The 22,918-nt window shown below is 72.8% G+C and carries 19 protein-coding genes; 3 read left to right on the top strand and 16 right to left on the bottom strand.

What is annotated here, in order from left to right; genetic code table 11:
* Positions 1-13 precede the first annotated feature (13 nt).
* Positions 14-1,585: an MFS transporter gene (locus FHU40_RS16630; RefSeq protein ID WP_183593352.1), complete on the top strand. Its 1,572-nt coding sequence runs from the start codon at positions 14-16 to the stop codon at positions 1,583-1,585.
* A gap of 64 nt (positions 1,586-1,649) precedes the next feature.
* Here FHU40_RS16630 and FHU40_RS16625 read toward each other — a convergent pair whose 3' ends face one another.
* The 12 genes from FHU40_RS16625 to FHU40_RS16570 all read right to left on the bottom strand — a co-directional run bounded on the left by FHU40_RS16625 (position 1,650) and on the right by FHU40_RS16570 (position 15,817).
* Entirely contained in the window at positions 1,650-2,189 is a 540-nt protein-coding gene (locus FHU40_RS16625; RefSeq protein WP_183593351.1) for a type 1 glutamine amidotransferase domain-containing protein, read from the bottom strand.
* A 36-nt stretch (positions 2,190-2,225) separates the two neighbouring features.
* Positions 2,226-3,242 (bottom strand): uroporphyrinogen decarboxylase/cobalamine-independent methonine synthase family protein, encoded by a 1,017-nt coding sequence (locus FHU40_RS16620; RefSeq protein WP_183593350.1) that lies wholly within the window; start codon positions 3,240-3,242, stop codon positions 2,226-2,228.
* 139 nt (positions 3,243-3,381) lie between these two features.
* A complete protein-coding gene (gene mnmA / locus FHU40_RS16615) occupies positions 3,382-4,506 on the bottom strand; it encodes a tRNA 2-thiouridine(34) synthase MnmA (protein WP_183593349.1) in 1,125 nt (374 codons plus the stop codon).
* Positions 4,507-4,510: 4 nt separating this feature from the next.
* Positions 4,511-5,701, bottom strand: a complete 1,191-nt coding sequence (locus tag FHU40_RS16610) for a cysteine desulfurase family protein (protein WP_183593348.1) — start codon at positions 5,699-5,701, stop codon at positions 4,511-4,513.
* Positions 5,702-5,722: 21 nt separating this feature from the next.
* On the bottom strand, positions 5,723-6,685 hold the full coding sequence (locus FHU40_RS29575; protein ID WP_183593347.1) for an endonuclease/exonuclease/phosphatase family protein: 963 nt from the start codon (positions 6,683-6,685) through the stop codon (positions 5,723-5,725).
* A 41-nt stretch (positions 6,686-6,726) separates the two neighbouring features.
* The gene (proB, locus tag FHU40_RS16600; protein ID WP_215524880.1) at positions 6,727-7,842 is read right to left on the bottom strand and encodes a glutamate 5-kinase; all 1,116 of its coding nucleotides are present in this window, start codon (positions 7,840-7,842) and stop codon (positions 6,727-6,729) included.
* Positions 7,839-9,398 (bottom strand): GTPase ObgE, encoded by a 1,560-nt coding sequence (obgE, locus tag FHU40_RS16595; protein WP_183593346.1) that lies wholly within the window; start codon positions 9,396-9,398, stop codon positions 7,839-7,841. The genes proB and obgE overlap by 4 nt, the downstream gene beginning before the upstream one ends.
* An 86-nt stretch (positions 9,399-9,484) precedes the next feature.
* Complete coding sequence (rpmA, locus tag FHU40_RS16590; protein ID WP_183593345.1) at positions 9,485-9,739, bottom strand: 50S ribosomal protein L27; 255 nt, start codon at positions 9,737-9,739, stop codon at positions 9,485-9,487.
* 43 nt (positions 9,740-9,782) lie between these two features.
* Positions 9,783-10,091: a 50S ribosomal protein L21 gene (gene rplU / locus FHU40_RS16585; RefSeq protein ID WP_183593344.1), complete on the bottom strand. Its 309-nt coding sequence runs from the start codon at positions 10,089-10,091 to the stop codon at positions 9,783-9,785.
* 205 nt (positions 10,092-10,296) lie between these two features.
* A complete protein-coding gene (locus FHU40_RS16580) occupies positions 10,297-13,551 on the bottom strand; it encodes an Rne/Rng family ribonuclease (RefSeq protein ID WP_183593343.1) in 3,255 nt (1,084 codons plus the stop codon).
* 343 nt (positions 13,552-13,894) lie between these two features.
* Positions 13,895-14,605 carry a TIGR03936 family radical SAM-associated protein gene (locus FHU40_RS16575; protein WP_183593342.1) on the bottom strand — a complete coding sequence of 237 codons (711 nt, stop codon included), beginning with the start codon at positions 14,603-14,605 and terminating at the stop codon, positions 13,895-13,897.
* A 9-nt stretch (positions 14,606-14,614) separates the two neighbouring features.
* Positions 14,615-15,817: a winged helix DNA-binding domain-containing protein gene (locus FHU40_RS16570; RefSeq protein ID WP_183593341.1), complete on the bottom strand. Its 1,203-nt coding sequence runs from the start codon at positions 15,815-15,817 to the stop codon at positions 14,615-14,617.
* Positions 15,818-15,860: 43 nt separating this feature from the next.
* Between FHU40_RS16570 and FHU40_RS16565 the strand changes: the two genes are divergently transcribed.
* Positions 15,861-17,096, top strand: coding sequence for an MFS transporter (locus FHU40_RS16565; RefSeq protein ID WP_221199871.1), 1,236 nt, complete (start codon positions 15,861-15,863; stop codon positions 17,094-17,096).
* An 84-nt stretch (positions 17,097-17,180) separates the two neighbouring features.
* Here FHU40_RS16565 and FHU40_RS16560 read toward each other — a convergent pair whose 3' ends face one another.
* From FHU40_RS16560 to FHU40_RS16545, 4 genes are all read right to left on the bottom strand, one after another.
* Positions 17,181-19,145, bottom strand: a complete 1,965-nt coding sequence (locus FHU40_RS16560; RefSeq protein ID WP_183593340.1) for a TIGR03960 family B12-binding radical SAM protein — start codon at positions 19,143-19,145, stop codon at positions 17,181-17,183.
* 72 nt (positions 19,146-19,217) lie between these two features.
* Positions 19,218-19,376 carry a hypothetical protein gene (locus FHU40_RS16555; protein WP_183593339.1) on the bottom strand — a complete coding sequence of 53 codons (159 nt, stop codon included), beginning with the start codon at positions 19,374-19,376 and terminating at the stop codon, positions 19,218-19,220.
* Between the two features lie 28 nt (positions 19,377-19,404).
* Complete coding sequence (locus FHU40_RS16550) at positions 19,405-20,685, bottom strand: hypothetical protein (protein WP_183593338.1); 1,281 nt, start codon at positions 20,683-20,685, stop codon at positions 19,405-19,407.
* Entirely contained in the window at positions 20,675-21,646 is a 972-nt protein-coding gene (locus FHU40_RS16545; protein ID WP_221199870.1) for a glycosyltransferase, read from the bottom strand. The genes FHU40_RS16550 and FHU40_RS16545 overlap by 11 nt, the downstream gene beginning before the upstream one ends.
* Positions 21,647-21,801: 155 nt before the next feature.
* Here FHU40_RS16545 and FHU40_RS16540 point away from each other — a divergent pair, with 155 nt between their 5' ends.
* Complete coding sequence (locus FHU40_RS16540) at positions 21,802-22,908, top strand: UDP-N-acetylglucosamine 2-epimerase (protein WP_343057937.1); 1,107 nt, start codon at positions 21,802-21,804, stop codon at positions 22,906-22,908.
* Positions 22,909-22,918 lie beyond the last annotated feature (10 nt).

The raw sequence follows: 22,918 nt of genomic DNA, 5'->3' as shown, positions 1-22,918 counted from the left end.
GAGACCGAACGCGATGACCGAACTGACGACCGAGGCGCAATCCGCCCCGGACAAGAGTCGCCACCTGGGGTGGGCCCTCGTGCTCATCTCGGTGGCGCAGCTGATGGTGGTGCTCGACGGCACCATCGTGAACATCGCCCTCCCCTTCATCGAGCACGACCTCGACATCGCGCCCGAGAACCTGCGCTGGGTGGTCACCGGCTACGCGCTCGCCTTCGGCAGCCTGCTGCTGCTCGGCGGCCGCCTCGGCGACCTCTACGGCCGCCGCAGGATCTTCATGATCGGCCTGGTCATCTTCGGCATCGCCTCGCTGCTCGGCGGCCTCGCGACCAGCGAGGCCACGCTGCTCGCCGCCCGGGCCCTCCAGGGCCTCGGCGCCGCGCTCGCCTCCCCCGCGGCGTTGGCACTGATCGCGACGACGTTCCCCGCCGGCCCCGCACGCAACCGCGCCTTCGCCGTGTACGCCGCGATGTCGGGCGTCGGCGCGGCGGTCGGCCTGCTGCTCGGCGGCTGGCTGACCGGGCTCGACAGCGTCTTCGGCCTCGACGTCGAGGGCTGGCGGCTCACGCTGCTGATCAACACCCCGATCGGCATCGCGACCGCGCTGCTCGCGCCGCGCTTCCTCAAGGAGTCCGAGTCGCACCCGGGCGAGCTCGACCTGCCCGGCGCGGTCACCGGCACCCTCGGCCTGCTCGGCCTCGTCTACGGCATCAGTCGCGCCGGCACCGACGGCTGGGGCGACACCTGGACGATCGTCAGCCTGGCCGCCGGCCTGCTGCTGCTCACGACGTTCCTGCTCCTCGAGCGTCGCGTCGCGCACCCGCTGCTGCCGGTCCGCGTGTTCGCCAACCGCACCCGGGCGGCGAGCTACCTGGCGATGTTCTTCGCCCCGGCCGCGATGTTCGCGATGTTCTTCTACCTCAGCCAGTACATCCAGACCGTGATGGGCTACAGCTCGATCAAGGCCGGCGTCGCGTTCCTGCCGTTCTGCATCGGCCTGGTGGTCGCGGCCGGCATCTCGTCGAACCTGATCAACCGGATCGACCCGCGGGTCCTGGCCGGCATCGGCACGCTGATGGCCGCGGGCGCGCTGCTCGGCTTCTCGCGGCTGCCCCACGACACCTCGATCCCGATGGCGGACCTGCAGGGCGACTACGTGACCGACCTGCTGCCGTACATCCTGCTGATGGCCTTCGGCATGGGCATGACGTTCGTGCCGCTGACGCTGACGGCGGTCCATCACCTGCGTACGGAGGACACCGGCATCGGCTCCGGCGTGCTGAACACCATGCAGCAGGTCGGCGGCGCCCTGGGCCTGTCCCTGCTCGGCACCATCGCCACGCAGACCATGGACGACCTCGGCGCCACCCTCACCAACGCCGCGCAGACCGCCGGCGTCCCGATCAGTCCGGAGCAGCTCACGATCGCCCAGCACCAGATCTTCACCGCCGGCGCGAGCGACGCGTTCCTGCTCGGAGCCGGGCTGATGCTGGTCGCCTCCCTCGTGACCTGGATCTTCCTCACCGTGAAGCACCAGGAGCTGGCCACCGACGGCCCGGAGAGCGCCCCGGTCCACGTCGGCTGACAGCACGGTCGTCCGCCTCGAGAGGGTCTCTGCGCCCTGCTGAGGCGGACGACCCGTCGCGGCGTCAGGCGACGAGCGCGTCCTCGACGGCCTTGATGAACGCGGGAAGGTCGCCGGGGTCGCGGCTGGTGATGAGGTTGCCGTCGACGACGACCTCCTCGTCGATCCAGGTGCCGCCGGCGTTGCGCACGTCGTCGGCGAGGCTGTGGTAGCTGGTCAGCCGCCTGCCGCGGGCCAGCCCGGAGGAGACCAGCAGCCACGGGCCGTGGCAGATCACCGCGAGCGGCTTGCCGTCCTCGACGGCCTGCTTCGCGATCTCCTGGGCCCGCACCTCGGTGCGGATCCGGTCGGCGTTCACGGTCCCGCCCGGTACGACGACCGCATCGACGGCCGAGACGTCGAGTTCGCCCAGCGTGCCGTCGACCTCCACCTGCTGGGTGGGCCTCGTGTCCCCCTCGACGGCCTGGATCGGGTCGGTGCCGGTGGAGTAGATCCGCACGGTCGCTCCCGCCTCGCGCAGGGCATCGCGCGGCTCGACCAGTTCCGCCTCCTCGAAGAAGTCGGTCGCGATGATGGCCACGGTCTTCCCCGTCAGGTCGCTCATGCCCCGAGCGGTACCCGCCGACCGGGTCCGGATGCGTCAGCCCGCGACATGGGCCGCCGTCGCGCGGGCGAGGGCGAGCGCCCGGCGCGCCCACCCCGGGGAGGCACCGGCCAGGCCGCAGGTCGGTGTGACCAGCAGCCGCTCCCCCACCCCGTCGGGGTCGAGGCCCAGCATGTCGAGCCAGCGCAGCACCGACTCAGTGAGCTGGCCGTCGGTGGGCCTGGTCGCCGGGTCGAGGGCCGCGACGACGCCCAGCGCCACCGACTCCCCGGACTCGAGCGCCTCGGCGAGGGCATCGTGGTCGGCGGCCGCCAGCGTGGCGAGGTCGGCCGAGAGTCCCCGGGCGCCGGCCTTGCGGAGCATCGCCCACGGGACACCCGATGCACAGGAGTGCACCCACGGCTCGGCGTCCGTCTCGGCGATCGCCTCCAGCACCCATTCGAGCGCCTGGGACGCCTCGGGAAGGTCGACGGTGCGGTGTCGGTGGAAGCCGGAGGCCGTCGGCACCACGCCGTCGAGCACGGCCGCGAGCGCGGGCTCGTCCACCTGGACGACGAGCCGGCCGACGCCCGGCAGCCGGCGGCGTACGTCGGCGACGTGGCCGCGCAGTCCCTCCGCGAGCGCTTGCGCGAGCTCGCGCCGGGCACCGTGGTCGGCGAGCAGCTTGTCGCCGCGCGGCCGCTCCACGGTCGTGGCCAGCGTCCACGGGCCGGCGACCTGGATCTTGAACGCGCCCGCGTAGCCCTGCGCCTGCTCCTCGAGCGCGTCGAGGTCCTGCGCGAGCAGGCTGCGCGCCCGTCGATGGTCGACCCCGGAACGGCCGTGGGTGCCGGTCAGCCGCCAGCCGGCGGGCTGGAGGTCGGCGTCGAGGTCGGCGAGCACCGCCAGACCCCGACCGGTCATGCTCGCGATCGCGCCGCGACCCGGCACCTCGGGGAGATGGGGCAGGCCGTGCCGATCCGGGGCCAGCTCGCCGAGCACCACCCGCAGCGCCTCGTCGTACGCAGGCTGGTCGTCGCCGGGCATCGATCCGATGCCGGTCGCGATCACCATGGCTGCCCGCCGGTCCCGTGCGGCGGTGAGCCAGCAACCGAATGCGCGACAGAAACGGTTGCCTGCTCACCGCTGCCCGGCGCAGCCGCCGTCGGGCGGTGAGCCAGCAACCGATCGGTGCGGGCGGACGGTTGCCTGCTCACCGCTGCACCGCCGACACCCGCGCCGTGGCCGAGATCGTGGCCGAGCCGACCACCCGGGTGCCGTCGTAGATCACGGCCGCCTGGCCGGGCGCGATGCCGTACGCCGGGTCGAGCAGCTCGACCTCCACCACCGGGCCGTCCGGGGAGTCGGTCGCGGTCACGACGGCGCGGTGCTCGTCGCCGTGGGCACGCAGCTGCACGGTCACGCCGGGGCCGGCGAGCCGGGTCGGCGCGGCGCCGCACCAGCGCGGCCGGATGCCGGTCAGCCGGTCGACCGCCAGCCGCTCGCGAGGACCGACGGTGACGGTGCCCGAGACCGGCTCGATGTCGAGCACGAACCGCGGCTTCCCGTCGGGGGCGGGGCGCCCGAGCCGCAGGCCGCGCCGCTGGCCGATGGTGAAGGCGTAGGTCCCCGTATGGGTGCCGACGACGGCGCCGGACTCGTCGACGACGGCGCCGCCCTGGTTCGGCGCCCGGTCGCCGAGCTTCTCGCGCAGCCAGCCGGCGTTGTCCCCGTCGGCCACGAAGCAGATGTCGTGGCTGTCGGGCTTGTCGGCCACCAGCAGCCCCCGAGCCGCCGCCTCGGCCCGCACGGCGGTCTTGGTCGAGTCGCCGAGCGGGAAGAGGGAGTGTCGCAGCTGCTCCTGGTCCAGGACGCCGAGCACGTAGGACTGGTCCTTGCCGTGGTCGACCGATCGGTGCATCTCGACCAGCCCGTCCGCACCCGTCCGCAGCTGGGCGTAGTGGCCGGTCGCGACCGCGTCGAAGCCCAGGCCCAGCGCCCGGTCGAGCACGGCGGCGAACTTGATCTTCTCGTTGCACCGCAGGCAGGGGTTGGGCGTCCGCCCGGCGGCGTACTCGTCCATGAAGTCCTCGACCACGTCCTCGTGGAAGCGCTCGGAGAGGTCCCACACGTAGAACGGGATGCCGATGACGTCGGCGGCCCGCCGCGCGTCGTTGGCGTCCTCGATCGTGCAGCAGCCGCGGGCGCCGGAGCGGTACGACGCGGGGTTGCGCGACAGCGCGAGATGGATGCCGGTGACGTCGTGGCCGGCCTCGGCCGCGCGGGCCGCGGCGACGGCGGAGTCGACGCCGCCGGACATGGCGGCGATGACCCTCATCAGATCACCGCCGAGCCGCCCGGGCCCGTTCGACCACGGGGCCGATCGCCTCGACGACCGCGTCGACGTCGGCGGCCGTCGAAGCATGTCCGAGGGAGAACCGCAGCGAGTGCCGCGCCTGCTCGTCATCGCAGCCCATCGCGAGCAGCACGTGCGAGGGCTGGGGCACGCCCGCGGAGCAGGCGGAGCCGGTGGAGCACTCGATGCCGCGGGCGTCGAGCAGCATCAGCAGCGAGTCGCCCTCGCAGCCCGGGAAGCCCAGGTGGGCGTTGCCGGGGAGCCGACCGGTGGCCCCGGGGCTCAACGGCGCCCCGTGCAGGTGCGCGTCGGGCACCACCTCGATCACCCGCCGCACCAGGTCGTCGCGCAGTGCGGACACCCGGGCGGCGTGCTCGGCCTGCTGCTTGACGGCGAGCTCGACCGCCGCGGCGAAGCCGGCGATCGCGGGCGTGTCGATGGTGCCGCTGCGGATGTCGCGCTCCTGGCCGCCGCCGTGGACCAGCGGCGTCACGGCGAGCTCACGGCGGACGACGAGCGCACCCACGCCGAAGGGGCCGCCGACCTTGTGGCCGGTGAGCGTCAGGGCGTCGACCCCGGAGCGCGCGAACGCGACCGGCACCGCCCCGATCGCCTGCACGGCGTCGGTGTGCACGGGGATGCCGTGCTCGGCCGCGATCGCGACGACCTCGTCGACCGGCTGCAGCGTGCCGACCTCGTTGTTGGCCCACATCACCGAGATCAGCGCGACGGAGCCGGGATCGCGCTCGACGGACCTGCGGAGCGCGTTCACGTCGAGGCGCCCGTGCCCGTCGACCGGCAGCCGCTCGACCTCGGCGCCCTCGGCACGTGCCAGCCAGTGCAGCGGGTCGAGCACGGCGTGGTGCTCGATCGCGGTCGTGAGGATGCGGGTACGCCGCGGGGCGGCCGTCCGGCGGGCCCAGTAGACGCCCTTGAGCGCCAGGTTGTCGGCCTCGGTGCCGCCGGAGGTGAAGACCACCTCGCCCGGCCGGCAGTCGAGTGCCTGGGCGATCGTCTCGCGCGACTCCTCGACGATGCGCCGGGCACGCCGGCCGGAGGCGTGCAGCGAACTCGGGTTGCCGACCTCGAGCAGGTGGGCCGTCATCGCCTCGACGGCCGCCGGCACCATCGGGGTGGTCGCCGCGTGGTCGAGGTAGACGGTCGTCGGGTCGTTCATCGCACCGACCAGAGTACGGGGTCACCTCGGGGCGACGGTGGCCAGCACGGCTCGGTGGTCACTGCCGGGCACGCCGACGGTCCGCGTCGACAGCGCCGCGAGCGAGCCGCCGACCAGCACGTGGTCGATCTGCGCGAGCGGCACCCCGACCACGTCGAAGAGGCCGCTGGTCGGCCAGGTCGCCTGCCAGCCCTCGTTCGCGAGCTCGCCGGCGTCGCGATAGCCGGCGTCGGCGAGCGCGCGCATCGGTGCGTGGTCGTCGGTGGCGTTGAAGTCGCCGACCACGAGGTCGGGCTCGAGCCGATCGGTGGCGCGGGCGATCGCGTGGTGGTCGGCGTACCAGCGGGTGGTGTCGGGTGGCCACGCCGCGTGCACCGCGATCACCGTCAAGTCGTCCAACCGGAAGGACCAGCTGTCGTTGGTCGTCGACAGCGGCATCGACCCGGACAGCTCGCCCCGCGCGAACGCCATCGTGCCGCGGGCGCCACCGCCGGGCACGCCGATCCGGTGCGGCAGCAGGTCGGCCAGGCCGGCGCGGTCCATGTCGGCGAGCACCGCGGTGGTGATCTCCTGGACCACCAGCAGGCCGACCTCGGCCTCGCTGGCACGGCGCACGACCTCAACCCCGTCGGCCCCGCCGAACTGGAGGTTCGCGGTCATCACCACCAGTGGCGTGGCGTCCCGCGCCGGCGGCGGGTTCGCCCCGGTCACCTGCGGCGCGTACCACCAGCCGTGCAGGCCGAGGCATCCGAGCGCGACGACCGCCGTGACCGTGGTGACCGACCACCACCGGCGCACCGCCAGCAGCCGGGCGACCAGCGCCGCGAGCACCACGGCGTACAGCAGCAGGCCGAGCGGCGTGAACGCCTCGACCTGGATCCAGAGCTCGCCGTACGGCTCGATCAACCGGGTGAAGGTCAGCAGCAGCGCGGGCAGCCCGAGGACGCCGACCACCGCCCAGAACACCACGACCCGCGCACGCACGGGCCCCAAGGTAGCCGCGACCGGCGGGTCTCAGCATGAGACTAGAGGAGCACCAGGTCGTCGCGGTGCACGATCTCGCGCTCGTAGCCCTTGCCCAGCTCGCGCTTGAGCTCGCTGGAGCTGCGGCCGAGCAGCTGGGGCAGCTCCTCGGCGTCGAAGTTCACCAGCCCCCGGGCCACCGGGGTGCCGTCGGGGCTCGCGAGGTCGACCGGCTCGCCGGCGTGGAAACTGCCCTCCACGGCGGTGATGCCGGCGGCCAGCAGCGATGCCCGGCGCTCGACGACGGCCCGCACCGCGCCGGCGTCGAGGACCAGCGTGCCCCGCGGCTCGGTCGCGTGGGCCAGCCACAGCAACCGGGTCGGCCGGCGCCGGCCGGTCGTGTGGAAGAGCGTGCCGACCGGCTCGCCCGCAAAGGCAGCGGCGGCGTTCGTGGCCGAGGTGAGCACGACCGGGATGCCGGCGCCGGTCGCGATCCGGGCGGCGTCGACCTTGGTCTGCATGCCGCCGGTGCCGAGGCCCGCCGCGCCGGCCTTGCCGATGCGTACGCCGTCGAGGTCGTCGACCGAGGTCACCTCGCTGAGCAGTGTGCTGCCGGGGTCGCTCGGCTTGGCGTCGTACAGCCCGTCGACGTCGCTGAACAGCACCAGCAGGTCGGCGTGCACCAGGTGGGCGACGAGCGCAGCGAGGCGGTCGTTGTCGCCGAACCGGATCTCGCTGGTGGCGACGGTGTCGTTCTCGTTGACGATCGGCAGCACGCCGTACTCGAGCAGCTTCGCGAAGGTCTGGTAGGCGTTGCGGTAGTGGGAGCGCCGGGTGACGTCGTCGACGGTCAGCAGCACCTGCCCCGCGACCACGCCGTGCCGGGCCAGCTCCTCGGTGTAGCGGTGCACGAGCAGACCCTGGCCGACCGACGCGGCGGCCTGCTGGGCCGGCAGTGCCCTCGGGCGCCGCTTCAGCCCGAGCGGGGCGAGCCCGGCCGCGATCGCACCCGAGGAGACCAGCACCACCTCGACGCCGCCGGCGCGGAGCTTGGCCAGCACGTCGACCAGGTCGCGCATGCGCTGCGGGTCGATGCCCCCAGCGGCGGTGGTCAGCGAGGAGGACCCGACCTTGACCACGACGCGCCTCGCCCCGGTCACCTGGGTACGGATGCTCACTCCCGTGACTCCGCCGGGTCGTCCTCCGCCCAGTCGGGATCGTCGCTGCCGCCGATCTCGTACGACGTGGGCCCGTGCTGCTCGGGGCGGTCGAGACGGCGAGCCACGTCGGCGCGGGTCTCCCCCTCGGCCCGGTCGGCCATCGCCTCGTCGATCGCCCGGCGGCGGCGGGCCGCGGGCCGGGACTCGTCGAACCGCTGGTCCTCGCCACGGCGACTTCCCGTAAAACCGGTCAAGCTCTCCGCACCGGCGTCGATGCCGGGCTTGAAGTCGAACACCACGGCGTTGTCGGGGTGGCCGATGAGGACGGCGTCGCCCTCCTCGGCCCCGAGCTCGACCAGTCGGGTCTCGACGCCGAGGCGGTTGAGCCGGTCGGCGAGGAAGCCCACGGCCTCGTCGTTGCTGAAGTCGGTCTGCCGCACCCAGCGCTCGGGCTTCTCGCCGCGCACCCGCCAGCCCTCGCCCGTGCGCTTGATCGTGAACGCGTCGCTGCCGTCGGCGGACGCCGGACGCAGCACGATCCGCTTCGCCTCGGCGACCGGCTTGTCGGCCCGGGCCGCCTCGACGATCTGCGCCATCGCGAAGGTGAGCTCGCGCAGGCCCTCGCCCGAGGCCGCCGAGATCTCGAAGACCCGCAGGCCGCGCTCGCGGAGCTCGTCGACGACGAACCCGGCGATGTCGCGCCCGTCGGGGACGTCGATCTTGTTGAGCGCCACCAGTCGCGGCCGGTCCTCGAGCCCGCCGTACCGGCTCAGCTCGCGCTCGATCACGTCGAGGTCGTCGACGGGGTTGCGGCCCGGCTCGATGCTGGCCGTGTCGACGACGTGCACGATCGCGGCGCAGCGCTCGATGTGGCGCAGGAAGTCGTGACCCAGGCCGCGGCCCTCGCTCGCGCCCTCGATGAGACCCGGCACGTCGGCGACCGTGAACGTCGTGTCGCCGGCGCTCACCACGCCGAGGTTGGGCACCAGCGTGGTGAAGGGGTAGTCGGCGATCTTGGGCCGGGCGCGGGAGATGGCCGCGATCAGGCTGGACTTGCCGGCGCTGGGGAAGCCCACCAGGCCGATGTCGGCGACCACCTTGAGCTCGAGGACGATCTCGAGCTCCTCCCCCGGCTCGCCGAGCAGCGCGAAGCCAGGCGCCTTGCGCTTCGACGATGCCAGCGCGGCGTTGCCGAGGCCGCCGCGGCCGCCCTGGGCCACGACCAGCTCGGTGCCGGGACCGACCAGGTCGGCCAGCACGCCGCCCTTCGGGTCGGTCACCAGGGTGCCGTCGGGCACCGGCAGCACCAGGTCCTTGCCGTGGGCGCCGTTGCGGTGCGCGCCCGCGCCCTGGCCGCCGTGCTCGGCGCGTCGCTTGGGGCTGTGGTGGTAGTCGAGGAGCGTGGTCACGTCCGGGTCGACGCGGAGGATGATCGAGCCGCCGGGCCCGCCGTTGCCGCCGTCGGGGCCGCCGAGAGGCTTGAACTTCTCGCGATGCACCGAGGCGACGCCGTTGCCGCCCCGGCCGGCGCTGACGTGCAGCGCGACCCGGTCGACGAAGGTGGGCAGGGCCATGGGAACTCCTGAGAAAATGACCGGAGGGCGTCCCGATTCTAGGGACGCCCTCCGGTGCTAACGATCTGGATTGCTGAGTGCGTCAGTCACTCCGCCGGGACGACATTGACGACGCGGCGACCGCGGCGGGTGCCGAACTCGACGGCACCGCCGACAAGCGCGAACAGGGTGTCGTCGCCGCCGCGGCCGACGCCGCTGCCCGGGTGGAAGTGGGTGCCGCGCTGACGCACGATGATCTCGCCGGCGTTGACGACCTGGCCGCCGTACCGCTTGACGCCGAGGCGCTGCGAGTTGGAGTCGCGGCCGTTCTTGGTGGACGCGGCGCCCTTCTTGTGTGCCATCTCTTCAGTCCTTCGAGGGAGTCGTGGGTGCGTTCAGGCCTGATCAGGCGTTGATCGCGGTGACCTTGACCTGGGTGTACTTCTGGCGGTGACCCTGGCGCTTCTTGTAGCCGGTCTTGTTCTTGTACTTCTGGATGACGATCTTGGGGCCCTTGGTGCCGCCGAGGACCTCGGCGGTCACCGACGCCTTGCCGAGCTTGGCGGCGTCGGAGGTGACCTTCTCACCGTCGACGACGAGGACGACCGGGAGCGTGAGCGACTCGCCGACCGCGGTCGCGACCTGGTCGATCTCGATGACGTCGCCCACGGCAACCTTCTGCTGGGTGGCGCCAGCGCGCACGATCGCGTACACCGCGGTCTCCTTCGTCGATCAGCTGAACTTCGAACGTCTGGGTCTGGGTCGCAACGCTCGGACGACGTCGCCCGCGTCGCGTTGGCACAGAGAGGGCGCGCTCCTGAGCGCGCACCGAGGGTCAATAGTACGGATCGGGAAGCCGCACCGCAAAACGTGAGGGTCACCCGGCCCGGCCGGGCAACGACGCCGGGCCGGGCAACGCTCAACGCTTCCGCGAGCCCTTCTTCTTGATCGGGACGTGCTCGACGTGCGGCGGCTCCTCGGCCGCCGGCGCCGCCGGCTCGAACTCCGCCGTGCCGGGCTCCACCGTCCCGTCCACGGGCGGCGCCCCGACGCTCCCGACCGAGGCCGGGGTCGACGGCAGGCTCTCGTCGGCGCCCTCCGGCGGCCCGGCCGGGCGGCTGGCCCGGCGGCCACGGGTGCGGGTCACGACCTTGGGCGGCTCCGGTGCGGCCTCGGGCTGCTCGACCACGGGCTCCGGTGCCACCGGCTCCGGTGCCACCGGCTCCGGTGCCGCGGACTCCGCCACCGGCGGCTCACCGGCGGTCACCTCCTCGGCGGCCTTCTCCTCGACCGGCTCCGGTGCGGCGGCCGGACGGCTCGCCGAGCGGCGACCGCGGGTCCGCGTCGTCACCTTCGGCTGCTCGGGCTGAGGCGCAGGCTCGGGGGCCGTCTCGGGCACTGCCTCGGCCACCGGCTCCACGGCCACCGGCTCCACGGCCACCGGCTCCACCTGCTCGTCGACGTCGACGACCGGCTCGGCGTCCGGACGGGCCATCGCGGCGACGTCCTTGGGCGAGGGCGGCTTCGGGGCGCCGGCGCTGCCGGAGCCCCCGGAGTCCTGGTCCTGCCCGCGGCCACGGCCCCGCCCGCGGCGGCCGCCGCGGCGCGGCTCCTCCTCGGAGCGCTTGGCCTCGACCGGCGCGTCGTGGACGACCACGCCGCGGCCCTGGCAGTGCTCGCAGGTCTCCCCGAAGGCCTCGAGCAGCCCGGTGCCGATGCGCTTGCGGGTCATCTGGACCAGGCCGAGCGAGGTGACCTCGGCGACCTGGTGGCGGGTGCGGTCCCGGCCCAGGCACTCGACCAGCCGGCGCAGCACCAGGTCGCGGTTGGACTCGAGGACCATGTCGATGAAGTCGACGACGATGATGCCGCCGATGTCACGCAGCCGCAGCTGGCGGACGACCTCCTCCGCGGCCTCGAGGTTGTTCTTGGTGACGGTCTCCTCGAGGTTGCCGCCCGAACCGGTGAACTTGCCGGTGTTGACGTCGACGACGGTCATCGCCTCGGTGCGGTCGATGATCAGCGAGCCGCCCGAGGGCAGCCAGACCTTGCGGTCGAGGCCCTTCGAGATCTGCTCATCGATGCGGTACTCCGCGAAGACGTCCGCCTTGCCACCCTGGCCGTCCGGACCGGGGTCGTAGCGCACCAGGCGCTCCTCGAGGTCCGCGGCGACGTGTGCGACGTACCCCTGCACGGTCTCCCAGGCCTCGTCGCCCTGGATGACCAGCTTGGAGAAGTCCTCGGTGAACAGGTCGCGCACGACCTTGAGGGTCAGGTCCGGCTCGCCGTAGAGCAGCTGCGGCGCGCTGCCCTTCGCCTTGCCCTCGATGTCCTCCCAGCGTGCCTTCAGCCGCTCGACGTCGCGGGTCAGCTCGTCCTCGCTGGCGCCCTCGGCGGCGGTGCGCACGATGACCCCCGCACTGTCGGGGACGATCTCCTTGAGCAGCGTCTTGAGGCGGTTGCGCTCGGTGTCGGGCAGCTTGCGCGAGATGCCGCTGGTGGTGCCGTCGGGCACGTAGACCAGGAACCGGCCGGCGAGGCTGATCTGGCTGGTCAGGCGGGCGCCCTTGTGCCCGATCGGGTCCTTGGTCACCTGGACGAGCACGGTCTGGCCGGAGGACAGCACCGACTCGATCTTGCGGGGCTGGCCCTCCTTGTGACCGAGCGCGGACCAGTTGACCTCGCCGGCGTACAGGACCGCGTTGCGGCCCTTGCCGATGTCGATGAACGCCGCCTCCATCGAGGGCAGCACGTTCTGCACCCGTCCGAGGTAGACGTTGCCGATCAGCGAGGTCTGCGACTCGCGCGCGACGTAGTGCTCGACGAGCACCCGGTCCTCGAGGACACCGATCTGGGTCAGGTCCGCACGCTGGCGGATCACCATGACGCGGTCGACCGACTCCCGGCGGGCCAGGAACTCGGCCTCGCTCACGATCGGCGCCCGGCGACGGCCGGCCTCGCGGCCCTCGCGGCGCCGCTGCTTCTTGGCCTCGAGGCGGGTCGAGCCCGTGACCGCGGTGATCTCGTCCTCGACCGAGCGCTTGCTGCGGACCCGGGTCACGGTGTTCTCCGGGTCGTCGGCGGCGTCGCCACCCTCCTCGCCGGCACGGCGACGGCGGCGGCGCCGGCGGGACGACGAGCTCTCGCCCTGGCCCTCCTCGCCGGCGGAGTCGCCGGCGTCGTCGGAGTCGGTCTCACCCGACTCGCCGTCGTCCCCGTCAGCAGCGGAGTCGCCGGACTTGCGGCGACGGCGACCGCCGCGACGACGGCGCCGCCGACCGGCGCCACCGCCCTCACCGGACTGCTCCTCGCCCTCGACGCCCTCGGCACCGTCCGCCTCGACGTCGGCGCCCTCGGTCTCGTCCGCGTCGACAGCCTCATCGACAGCCACATCGGCGACCGCATCGTCGGCCTCGACGGTGGCCTCGGCCACCCCGTCGACGGGAGGCTCCTCGCCCGACGGGGCGTCCTCGGCCGGGGCCTTCCGAGAGGTCTTCTTCGCGGCCTTCTGGGCGGTCTTCTGGGTGGTCTTCTGGGCAGTCTTCTTGGTGGTCTTCTTCGCGGCCTTCTGCTGAGGCTGCTCCTCGGCCGTGCCCTCGTCGGCGCTCCCGTCGGAGGGGGCGGCGGGAGGCTCGGTGCCCTCGGCCGGCGTCTCGTCCGCGCTCGCGGCCGCCTTGCGCGTACGCCGGGCCGGCGCCTTCTTCGTGGTCTCGGGTGCCTGGAAGAGCACCGCCGCCCCGGTCACGGCCGGCTGCTCGGGTGCGGCCGGGTCACCGTCCGGACCCTCGGCCGGTTCGGCCACGGCCGTCTCGACCGGCGCGTCGGCGGTCTTGCTCGTCGCGGCCTTCTTCGCGGTGGTCCGCTTGGCGGCGGTCTTCTTCGCCGCGGCCTTCTTCGCGGGCGCCTTCTTCGCGGGCGTGGCCGCCTCGTCGACGCCGAGGTCGAGCTGCTCGTCGGCGCCCGGCTCGGCGGCGGCCGCGGTCTTCTTGGCGGTCGCCTTCTTCGTGGCCGCCTTCTTGGCGGTGGTCTTCTTCGCCGCCGTCTTCTTGGCCGCGGTCTTGGCGGCGGCCTTCTTGGCGGTCGTCTTCTTCGCCGGCTTCTCGTCCGGCGGGGCGCCGGTCTCCGCCGGCGCGGTGGTGGGTTCTGCGGTTCCGGCCTGGAGGTCGTCGGCCATCTGGTGCACTCCTAGCGCCCGCGCCGAGGCGGGCGGTCCGACGCCACCGGCTCGAGTACTCAGAGCGCGATGACGCAAAGCCTGCGGTGGCGGCGACACTCTCCGCTGGGCGTCACCCGGGACGACGCCCGACGCCCGCCGCGGTCGCAGGGCCAAGGTCCGAATGGACCTGGTGGCGGGTCGCTGTCACCGACCTGCCGGCCGCGTCGCGGTCTGGCGACGATCGCGTCTCGTGGTGTGCCGGGCCACGAGGGACCGGCGAGAACGTCGTCTGTCGTCCCGGACAGGGTGCCCGGGCCAACCATGGCGAGTATCGCACACGACCGGCCCGGAACCGACACCGTCACACCGACAGCGGGTCGCCCACCGTCCCCGTGGCCTCGTCCAGGGGACCCTGCGCCAGGCGGGTGAGGAGCGGAGCGCCGACCGGCTTCAGGTCCGCCACGGCGGCCAGCCCGGACAGCACGTCGTCCGGCCGGACCGCGGGCGCGCCGTGGCGCAGGACCAGGTCGAGCCGGACGCCCCCGGTGCGCTCGGTCGCCGCGAGCGCGATGACGGCCGCACGGCAGTCGAACTCGCGCAGGCCCTTCTTCGTCATCCGCTGGACCGGCACGCCGTCGGTCGCGAGGAACGCGGCGACCGCGGCCTGCGCGCGGGTGCTGTCCACGTCGAGATCGATCAGCCAGCGACTGCCTTGGAGCAGGTCGGCCAGCGCGCCGCCGGCCGACTCGACCACCTCGAGGACGTCGAGCCCGTCGGGGAGCGCCTCCTCGAGCTGGGCACGGATCACCGTCGGGTCGACGACCTCGGCGAGCGCGATCTCCAGGTACTCGGCCTCGCTGGCGGCCCCGGTCGGCGCGGCCCCGGCGTACGAGATGCGCGGGTGGGGGTTGAAACCCGACGAGTAGGCCATCGGCACCCGGGCCCGGAAGATGGCCCGCTCGAAGGCACGGCTGAAGTCACGGTGGCTGGTGAATCGGAGCCGGCCACGCTTCGCGTAGCGGATCCGCAGCCGCTGGACCGGCGGGGCTTGCTGCTCGGGCTGGTCACGCACCGGTCAAGGTTACGAGGAGATCGCCTCCTTCATCGCAATCGACGGGTAGACCGTGCTCACCCGGTGCCCGGCCAACCAGGCCGTGAGCCGCTCCGCCTCGGCCGCCAGCGCGGCGCGCGCGTCGGCCCCGGCGTCCTCGAGGAGGTTGAGCACGACCACGCCGTCGGGGTCCTGGGCCCAGCAGCCGACGATCCGGCCGTCCCACCACGCGGTGGTGCCGGCGTTGCCGTTGGTGTCGAAGAGCAGCGGGCCGTGCGGGCCGAGGTAGAAGCCGCGCTCCTTCCAGCCCATCACCGTGGGGTCGAGCACCGGCAGCAGCGCACCCCACGGCTCCTGGTCGCCCTCCGGGCCGTCGGTCAGCAGCGGGTCGTCGGGCAGCAGGTAGCCGGGGCCACCCCCGTCGGGGCCGGTCTCGAGCCGGACCTCGACGGCACCGACGTCGGCGAGCGCGCCGCGGACCGCGGTCTTCGTCGACCCCAGCCACCAGACGAGGTCGCCCTCGGTGCCCGGACCGAAGGTCGTCAGCCACCGGCGCACCAGCTCGGCGTAGCCCTCGCGCTGCGGCGCGGGCTCGGGTACGTCGCCGAGCCAGCTCCGCGTCGCCGTCCACTGCGGTCGGGCGGTGCGCCAGTGGCCGTCGTTGCGGCCGCGCATGACGCGACCCTCGACGCCGAGCTGGGTGAGCACCCGCGGGGCGACCGAGACGTTGGCGGCGTACCTCCCCTTGCCGATGTCGAGGCGGCCGGCCAGCTCGGCGACCTCCTCGCGGAGCCGCTGGGCCGACAGCTCGGAGCCGTCGGCGAGGCGCTCGAGCGTGGCGGCCTCCGCCGCCTCGAGCCAGGAGGCGCCGTCGGCGCAGACGCCGGCCTGCTCGATCTCCTTCACGAAGCGGCTGCGCAGTGCGGTCGCCACCCGGGCCGAGGCGCTCCCCCAGGCCGCGGGCAGCAGGTCGCGCGGGAACACGAACAGCGTGCGGCGCATCGCGAGCTGCTTGACGATGGTGCGGTCGTCGTACAGCGCCCGGTCGACGTCGGCGACCGTCAGCCCGTCGACGCGGGCCCACAGCGACAGGTAGACGCTAGGCGCCTCGGTCGCGTGCAGCACGGTCATCGCCCGGGTCGCCGCCTCGGGGTCGATGGCCCGGTGGCCGGGGGCGAGGGCGTGTCGTCGGGCGAGCCGGTGTCGGCGCTCCACGTCGGTCACCAGGCGCATGTGGCACATCCTGCCGGAGACCGCCGACACGGCACCTGAGACGATGCCCCGAGTGAGCACGCGCGCGCGCCGGACGACGGCGCTGGTCCTGGCCGGCATCATCCTGCTGTCCTTCAACCTCCGGCCCGCGGCGATCAGCGTCGGGCCCGTGCTCTCCGAGATCCGCGACGCGTACTCGATGAGCGGCCCGGCCGCCGGCCTGCTGACGTCGCTGCCGGTGATCGGGTTCGCGGTGTTCGGCGCGATGGCGCCCGCCGCGGCACACCGGATCGGACTGCACCGGGTGACGCTGGTCGCCCTGATCGCGGCGATCCTCGGGCTGATCGGGCGGTCCCTGACGAGCAGCGAGGCGCTGTTCCTGCTGCTGTCGATGGTGGCGCTGGCCGGCTTGGCGGTCGCGAACGTGCTGATGCCGTCGCTGGTCAAGCTGCACTTCCCCGACCGGATCGGGCTCGTGACCGCGATCTACACGACGGCGCTCGCGATCGGCCTGACCGGCTCGCTGATGCTCACGGTGCCGATGGCGGACGCGCTCGGTGGCTGGCGCTGGGGGCTGGGCGCGTGGGCCCTGGTGGCCGTCGTGGCCGCGTTCCCCTGGCTCGGCCTGGTCGCGCACGACCGGCACCTGGAGCAGGCACCCCGCACGATCTCCTTCCGCGATGTCGCCCGCACCCGGCTCGGTCCCGTGATGGCGGTGTTCTTCGGCCTGCAGTCGCTCCAGGCCTACGCGATCTTCGGGTGGTTCGCCCAGCTGTGGCGTGACAACGGCTACTCGGCCACGACCGCCGGCGTGCTCGCGGGCCTGCTGGCAGGCACCGCCATCCCGCTGTCGCTGTGGCTGCCCAACGTGCTGGCCCGCAGCGCCCACCCGCAACGGGTCCTCTTCGCCGTGATCGCGACCTACCCCGTGGGGTACGTCGGCCTGATGATCGAGCCGCGCTCCCTCGCCCTGCTGTGGGCGTTCGTCGTCGGCATCGGCACCGTCACGTTCCCGTTGATCCTCACCCTGATCGGGCTCCGGGCGCGGACTCCGGAGGGCACCGCCACCCTGTCGGCGTTCACCCAGTCGACCGGCTATGTGATCGCCATCGCCGGGCCGTTCCTCGTCGGCGTCGTGCACAGTGCCACCGGTGGCTGGACGCTCCCGTTGGCCCTGATGCTGGTGCTCTCCCTGCCCCTGTTCCCCCTCGCGGCGTACGTCAGCCGGCCGCTCTTCGTCGAGGACCAGCTGACCGACCGACCCGACCACGACCCGCTCTCGGCGCAGCAGCCCCGGTAGCCGAGCCGGCCCGCGGGCGGTGAGCAGGCAACCTTCGGCACGGGCTCGACGGTTGCTGACGCACCGCCGCCCGGGCAGCGCTCGTCAGACGACGCTGAGCGGAAGCAGCTTCCGGCCCGTCGGGCCGATCTGGATCTCGGTGCCCATCTCGGGGCACACACCGCAGTCGTAGCAGGGCGTCCAGCGGCAGTCCTCGACCTCGATGTCCGCGCCGTCGGCCGCGGCCAGGGCGTCCTCCCAGTCGGCCCACAGCCAGTCCTTGTCGAGCCCGGAGTCGAGGTGGTCCCAGGGGAGCACCTCGTCGTAGTCGCGCTCACGGGTGGTGTACCAGTCGAGGTCGACACCGGTGCCGGCCAGCGCCCGCTCGGCCGACGCGACCCAGCGGTCGTAGGAGAAGTGCTCGCTCCAGCCGTCGAAGCGGCCGCCGTCGCGCCACACCTCCTCGATGATCCGACCCACGCGGCGGTCGCCGCGCGAGAGGAGTCCCTCGATGGTGCCGGGCTTGCCGTCGTGGTAGCGGAAGCCGATGGCTCGACCGAAGCGCTTGTCCTCGCGGACCGTGTCGCGCAGCTTCTTCAGCCGCTCGTCGGTGGTCTCGTGGTCGAGCTGCGCGGCCCACTGGAACGGCGTGTGCGCCTTCGGCACGAAGCCGCCGATCGAGACCGTGCAGCGGATGTCGTTGCGGCCGGAGACCTCGCGGCCCTTGGCGATCACCTGCTTGGCGAGCTCGGCGATCGCGAGCACGTCGTCGTCGGTCTCGGTCGGGAGGCCGCACATGAAGTAGAGCTTCACCTGGCGCCAGCCGTGGGAGTACGCCGTGGCGACGGTGCGGATCAGGTCCTCCTCGGTGACCATCTTGTTGATCACCCTGCGCATCCGCTCCGACCCGCCCTCGGGGGCGAACGTCAGGCCCGAGCGGCGGCCGTTGCGGGAGAACTCGTTGGCCAGCGTGATGTTGAAGGCGTCGACGCGGGTCGACGGCAGCGACAGCGACACGTTCGAGCCGTCGTACCGGTCGGCGAGGCCCTTCGCGACCTCGCCGATCTCGGTGTGGTCGGCGCTCGACAGCGACAGCAGGCCGACCTCCTCGAAGCCCGACCTGCGGATGCCGTTCTCGACCATGTCGCCGATGGTCTCGATCGACCGCTCGCGCACCGGCCGGGTGATCATGCCGGCCTGGCAGAACCGGCAGCCGCGGGTGCAGCCGCGGAAGATCTCGACCGAGTAGCGCTCGTGCACGGTCTCGGCGAGCGGCACCAGCGGCTTGGCCGGGTAAGGCCAGGCGTCGAGGTCCATCAGCGTGTGCTTGCGGACCCGGAAGGGGATGCCGGGCCGGTTGGGCACGACGGCCTCGATCGTGCCGTCGGCGGCGTAGGCGACGTCGTAGAAGCGCGGCACGTAGATGTTGCCGCTGACCGCCAGCCGGCGCAGCAGCTCGTCACGGCCGCCGGGGCGCCCCTCCCCCTTCCAGTCGCGCACGACCTCGGAGATCGCCACCACGACCTCCTCGCCGTCCCCGAGCACGGCCGCGTCGACGAAGTCGGCGATCGGCTCGGGGTTGAACGCCGCGTGGCCGCCGGCCAGCACGATCGGGTCGTCGTCGGTGCGGTCGGCCGCGTGCAGCGGGATGCCCGCGAGGTCGAGCGCGTTGAGCATGTTGGTGTAGCCGAGCTCGGTCGAGAAGCTCAGGCCGAAGACGTCGAACTCCCGGACCGGCCGGTGCGCGTCCACGGTGAACTGCGGGATGCCGTCCTCCCGCATCACCTGCTCCAGGTCGGGCCACACGGCATAGGTGCGCTCGGCGACGATCCAGTCGCGCTCGTTGAGCACCTCGTAGAGGATCTGCACGCCCTGGTTGGGCAGCCCGACCTCGTAGGCGTCGGGGTACATCAGCGCCCAGCGGACCGTGTCGCCCTCGGGCGCGCAGTCCCAGTCCTTCACCGTCGAGTTGAGCTCGCCACCGACGTACTGGATCGGCTTCGACACCGACGGGAGCCGAGGCTCGAGCCGGGAGAAGACCGACTCGGGGGCGCTCGAGGGTGCGGACATGCAGCTACCTCGCAGGATTCGACGCTGGGGAACGATCAAGGGTACGACGCCCCCGGCCGCGAGACCGAACCGTCAGTCGTCGCCCGCCGACAGCTCCTCGAGCGCGCTGCGGGCCACGACCAGCTCCTGCTGCGCGAGGTCGATCAGGTCCTCCAGGCCACCGACGCCGTAGCGGTTGGCGACCTGCTGCACGGCTTCGACGATCTCGGGCTCGTACTCGCGCTCGGTCATGAGCTCATCCAAACACGGGGCTGCGCCATCATGCGTGAGCGTCGGCGTCGGCCATGTCGTCAGGCGGATGGGCACTGATCCGGCCGATCGCGCCCCGTGTCGCGATCGCGGAGACCAGGGCGGCGACCAGGAAGCCCCAGGCCCCGCGGGCCTCGGGTTCGGCGGGCAAGCCGGCCAGCACCGCCCCGGCGCTCGCGGTCGCCAGCGCCCAGCAGGCCGTCAGGTGCCAGTAGCGCTTGAGGGCCACCAGCACGCCGGCCTGGAGCAGGGCGGCCGCCATCAGGACGGCGGCCGCGGCGACGAGCGCGCACATCGACCCCGCCGCGTCGTACTGCTCCCCCATCGCGATCCGGACCGCCCCCGGGCCGAACTCGTAGGCGAGCAGTGCGGCGAGCAGCGCACCGACCGCGCTGCCCAGAGCGACGAGGCTGGTGGCACGGCGTAGTTTGTCGACGCGGCCACGCCGGACCCAGCGGACGACGGTCGGGACGGTCAGCGCCTGCACAGGTGCGAGTAGGACCAGCGGGACGCGGGCGATCGTAACGGCAGCGAAGAGGTTGCCGAGCTCGTCGGCGGCACCGATGGCGACGGCCGCGACGGCCGGGTAGCCCGTCAGGACCAGGGCACTCAGGCCGTTGGCGAGGGCGAGGGCGGCCACCGTGCTGACCACCCGACGCCAGGCGAACCGCGGCCCCCGCCACTCGACCCGTGCGAACGCGTGCCGGGCGACCGGAAGCCAGGCGAAGCTGCCCAGTGTTGTGATCAGTACGGCCCACTCGACCGATGCCTCGACCCCCTGCAACACCACCACGGCCGCGACGACGGCCCGGATCAACGCCTCGCCCAGGATCACCACGACGTAGCGTAGGTAGGAGCTCTCGCCGAGCAGCAGGCCTCGGGTCGCGATCTGGACGGCGAACCCGCTCAGCGCGAGATAGGTGAACAGCACGACCACCGCGGACTCGGCCGTCGCGGTGCGGCCGGCCGGCGTAGCGACGAGCACGCCGAACACCAGGAACGAGCCCGCGGTGACAACGAGCACCATCTGTGCCGCGCCGCGTGGCACCCGACGCCCGTCCATGGTCGCCTCGGCGGACTGGCGGGCGACCTCCTGCTCGACCGAGCCGAGCACGCTGGCGAATGCGAACAGGAGCCCCCACCAGGCGAGAAACTGGGCGTTCTCCGCCGGAGTGAGCCACCTCGCGAGTACGGCGAGCAGCAGGAGACCGAGCGCGCTCGAGGCGAAGAAGGCACCAGCGAGGAGAACGATCTGGTGCCGGCCCGACGCGCGGCCGGCCTCAGTGCTCACGCGGCGTCGCCGCCATCCGCAGCCCGCGCAGGATCCCAGCACCGAAGAGGACGCCGAAGGCCGGGCTCAGCACACCGACCGAGGCGGCCTCACGCTGCGTACCGCCGGACCAGCGGGTGACTCCGCCCGCGGCGACACAACCGGTCGCGCAGAGTCCCGCGACCGTCCTCGGCCGCCGCACGGTCAGCGCCAGCCCGGCGACACCGACGACCACGGCGCCGGCGAGCAGGCCGCGCGCGCGGCCGCGGTCGCCGAGGTAGCCGTCCACGAAGGTCGTGCCGCGGTAGAGGCACTGCCGGGCCCACTGCCGCATCCCTGTCTTCGCAGTGTGGTGGCACATCACCTCGGGCGAGAGGTGGATCGGAGCCCGGGCAGCGACCTCACGCAGCAGACGCGTGTCGTCGGAGGCGAGGGCGGCATCGGCGAAGTGCGAGGAGAAGTCCCGCGACGCGGAGAGCAGTAGCCGCGTCGGTGCGAAGAATGCACCGGTCCCCTTCGGGTAGCGGTCGAAGTCCTCGGCTCCGAACGCGACCTCGCGACGGTCGCGGAAGTAGTCGCGCCACCAGACCTTGGTGATCCCGGTCCAGAACGCGGCATCCGGCGTGGTCACGGCCGGCAGGACGTCGAAGTTCCATACCTCGACCCCGCGCGTCTCGATCGCCTTGCGGATACGCCCGAGCGACTCCGGCTCGATCCGCACCCGGGCATCGAGCAGGAGCACGTGGTCGGTCTCGACCCGCGACAGCCCGTTGGAGCGGGCGGCGTACCGGCCTTTGTTGGGCTGGCGAACCAGCTCGACGTCGTCGGCGCGCCCGATCTCGTCGAGGACCGCGACGCTCTGCGGATCGGTGCTGCCGTCGTCGACGACGATGATCCGGAGCCGCCAGCCGGCCCGCTCGGCGGATGCGCGGACCGCAGCGACGGCTGACTCCACGACGGCGCCCTCGTTGTAGGCTGGCATCACGACGCTCAGAGCGTCGGCTCGCGGATTCCGTTCGGCCACGTCGCCCGGGTCGCGAGATGTCATCTGTCACCTTTGCAGGAACGAGGGCGCGGGAACGTGTCGGACTCTACTGCAGGGGTTCGCAAGCCGATCGAGGAGCCGCATTGGCCATCGTGATCGTCGCGGGCACCACCGCCGAGATCATCAAGCTCTCCCCTGTGATGCGCGCGCTGCGGGACAGCGGCACCCCGTACCAGCTCTGGAACACCGCCCAGCACGTGGACGGCCTGCGGGCAACCCTGGACGATCTGGGGCTGTCGCAGCCCGACGAGCACTTCATCAACCCGCGGACCCAGCGGCCGCTGGTCCGCTCCTCGCAGGTGCCCGGCTGGATGCTGCGGGTGGCGCTGCACGCGCTGCGCCACCGGCGTCGGCTTCGCCGCGCGCTGCACGGTCGCGGACGTCCGCTCCTGATCGTCCACGGCGACACGTTCACAACCGTGCTCGGCGCGCTGGTCGGGCGCTTCCTCGGCGCTCCGGTGGCCCACGTCGAGGCCGGCATGCGGTCGGGTGACATCCGCAACCCGATGCCCGAGGAGATCAACCGCCGGGTGGTGGCCCGCCTGGCTCGGCTGCACTTCGCGCCGACCCAGCGAGAGGTGGACAACCTGCGTCGGGAGCAGGCCAAGGGCCTCATCGTCGATACCGGCGCGAACACCGCGATCGACGCGCTCCGGACGATGCTCGGCGCACAGCAACCGCCGGTAGAGCTGCCCGACGAATTCGGTCTCGTGACGCTGCACCGGTTCGAAATGCTGCGCAACAGCGAGGTGTTCTCCGAGACGCTGCAGGTGCTCAAGGCCTCCAGCCGGCTGCCGCTCGTGATGCCGGCCGGCGACACCGAGCGCCGCCGCATCGAGGAGCTCGGGCTGACAGGGCTGTTCGACGACCGGTTCCGGCTGGTCCCGAAGCAGCCGTACGCCCGCTTCCTGCCGATTCTGGCCCGGTCCAGCTTCGTCGTCACCGACTCCGGCGGCCTGCAACAGGAGTGCGGCATCCTCGGGCGACCCGCGGCGATCCAGCGAGACGCGACGGAGTCCCACCAGGGCCTCGGCGAGAACCTGGTCCTCACCCGCCTCGATCCCGACCGGCTCCGGGGCTTCCTCGACGACTGGGAGAGCTACCGCCGACCCTCACAGCTCGACGAGTTCCACCCGACCGCGGTCGTCATGGACTGCCTCCGCCAGGAGCAGTATGTCGCCGTCAGCCAGATCCACTGACGGCGACGAC

Source organism: Nocardioides soli, assembly GCF_014191495.1.
Classification (GTDB): domain Bacteria; phylum Actinomycetota; class Actinomycetes; order Propionibacteriales; family Nocardioidaceae; genus Nocardioides; species Nocardioides soli.
This window is presented reverse-complemented; position numbering and strand designations above follow the sequence as displayed.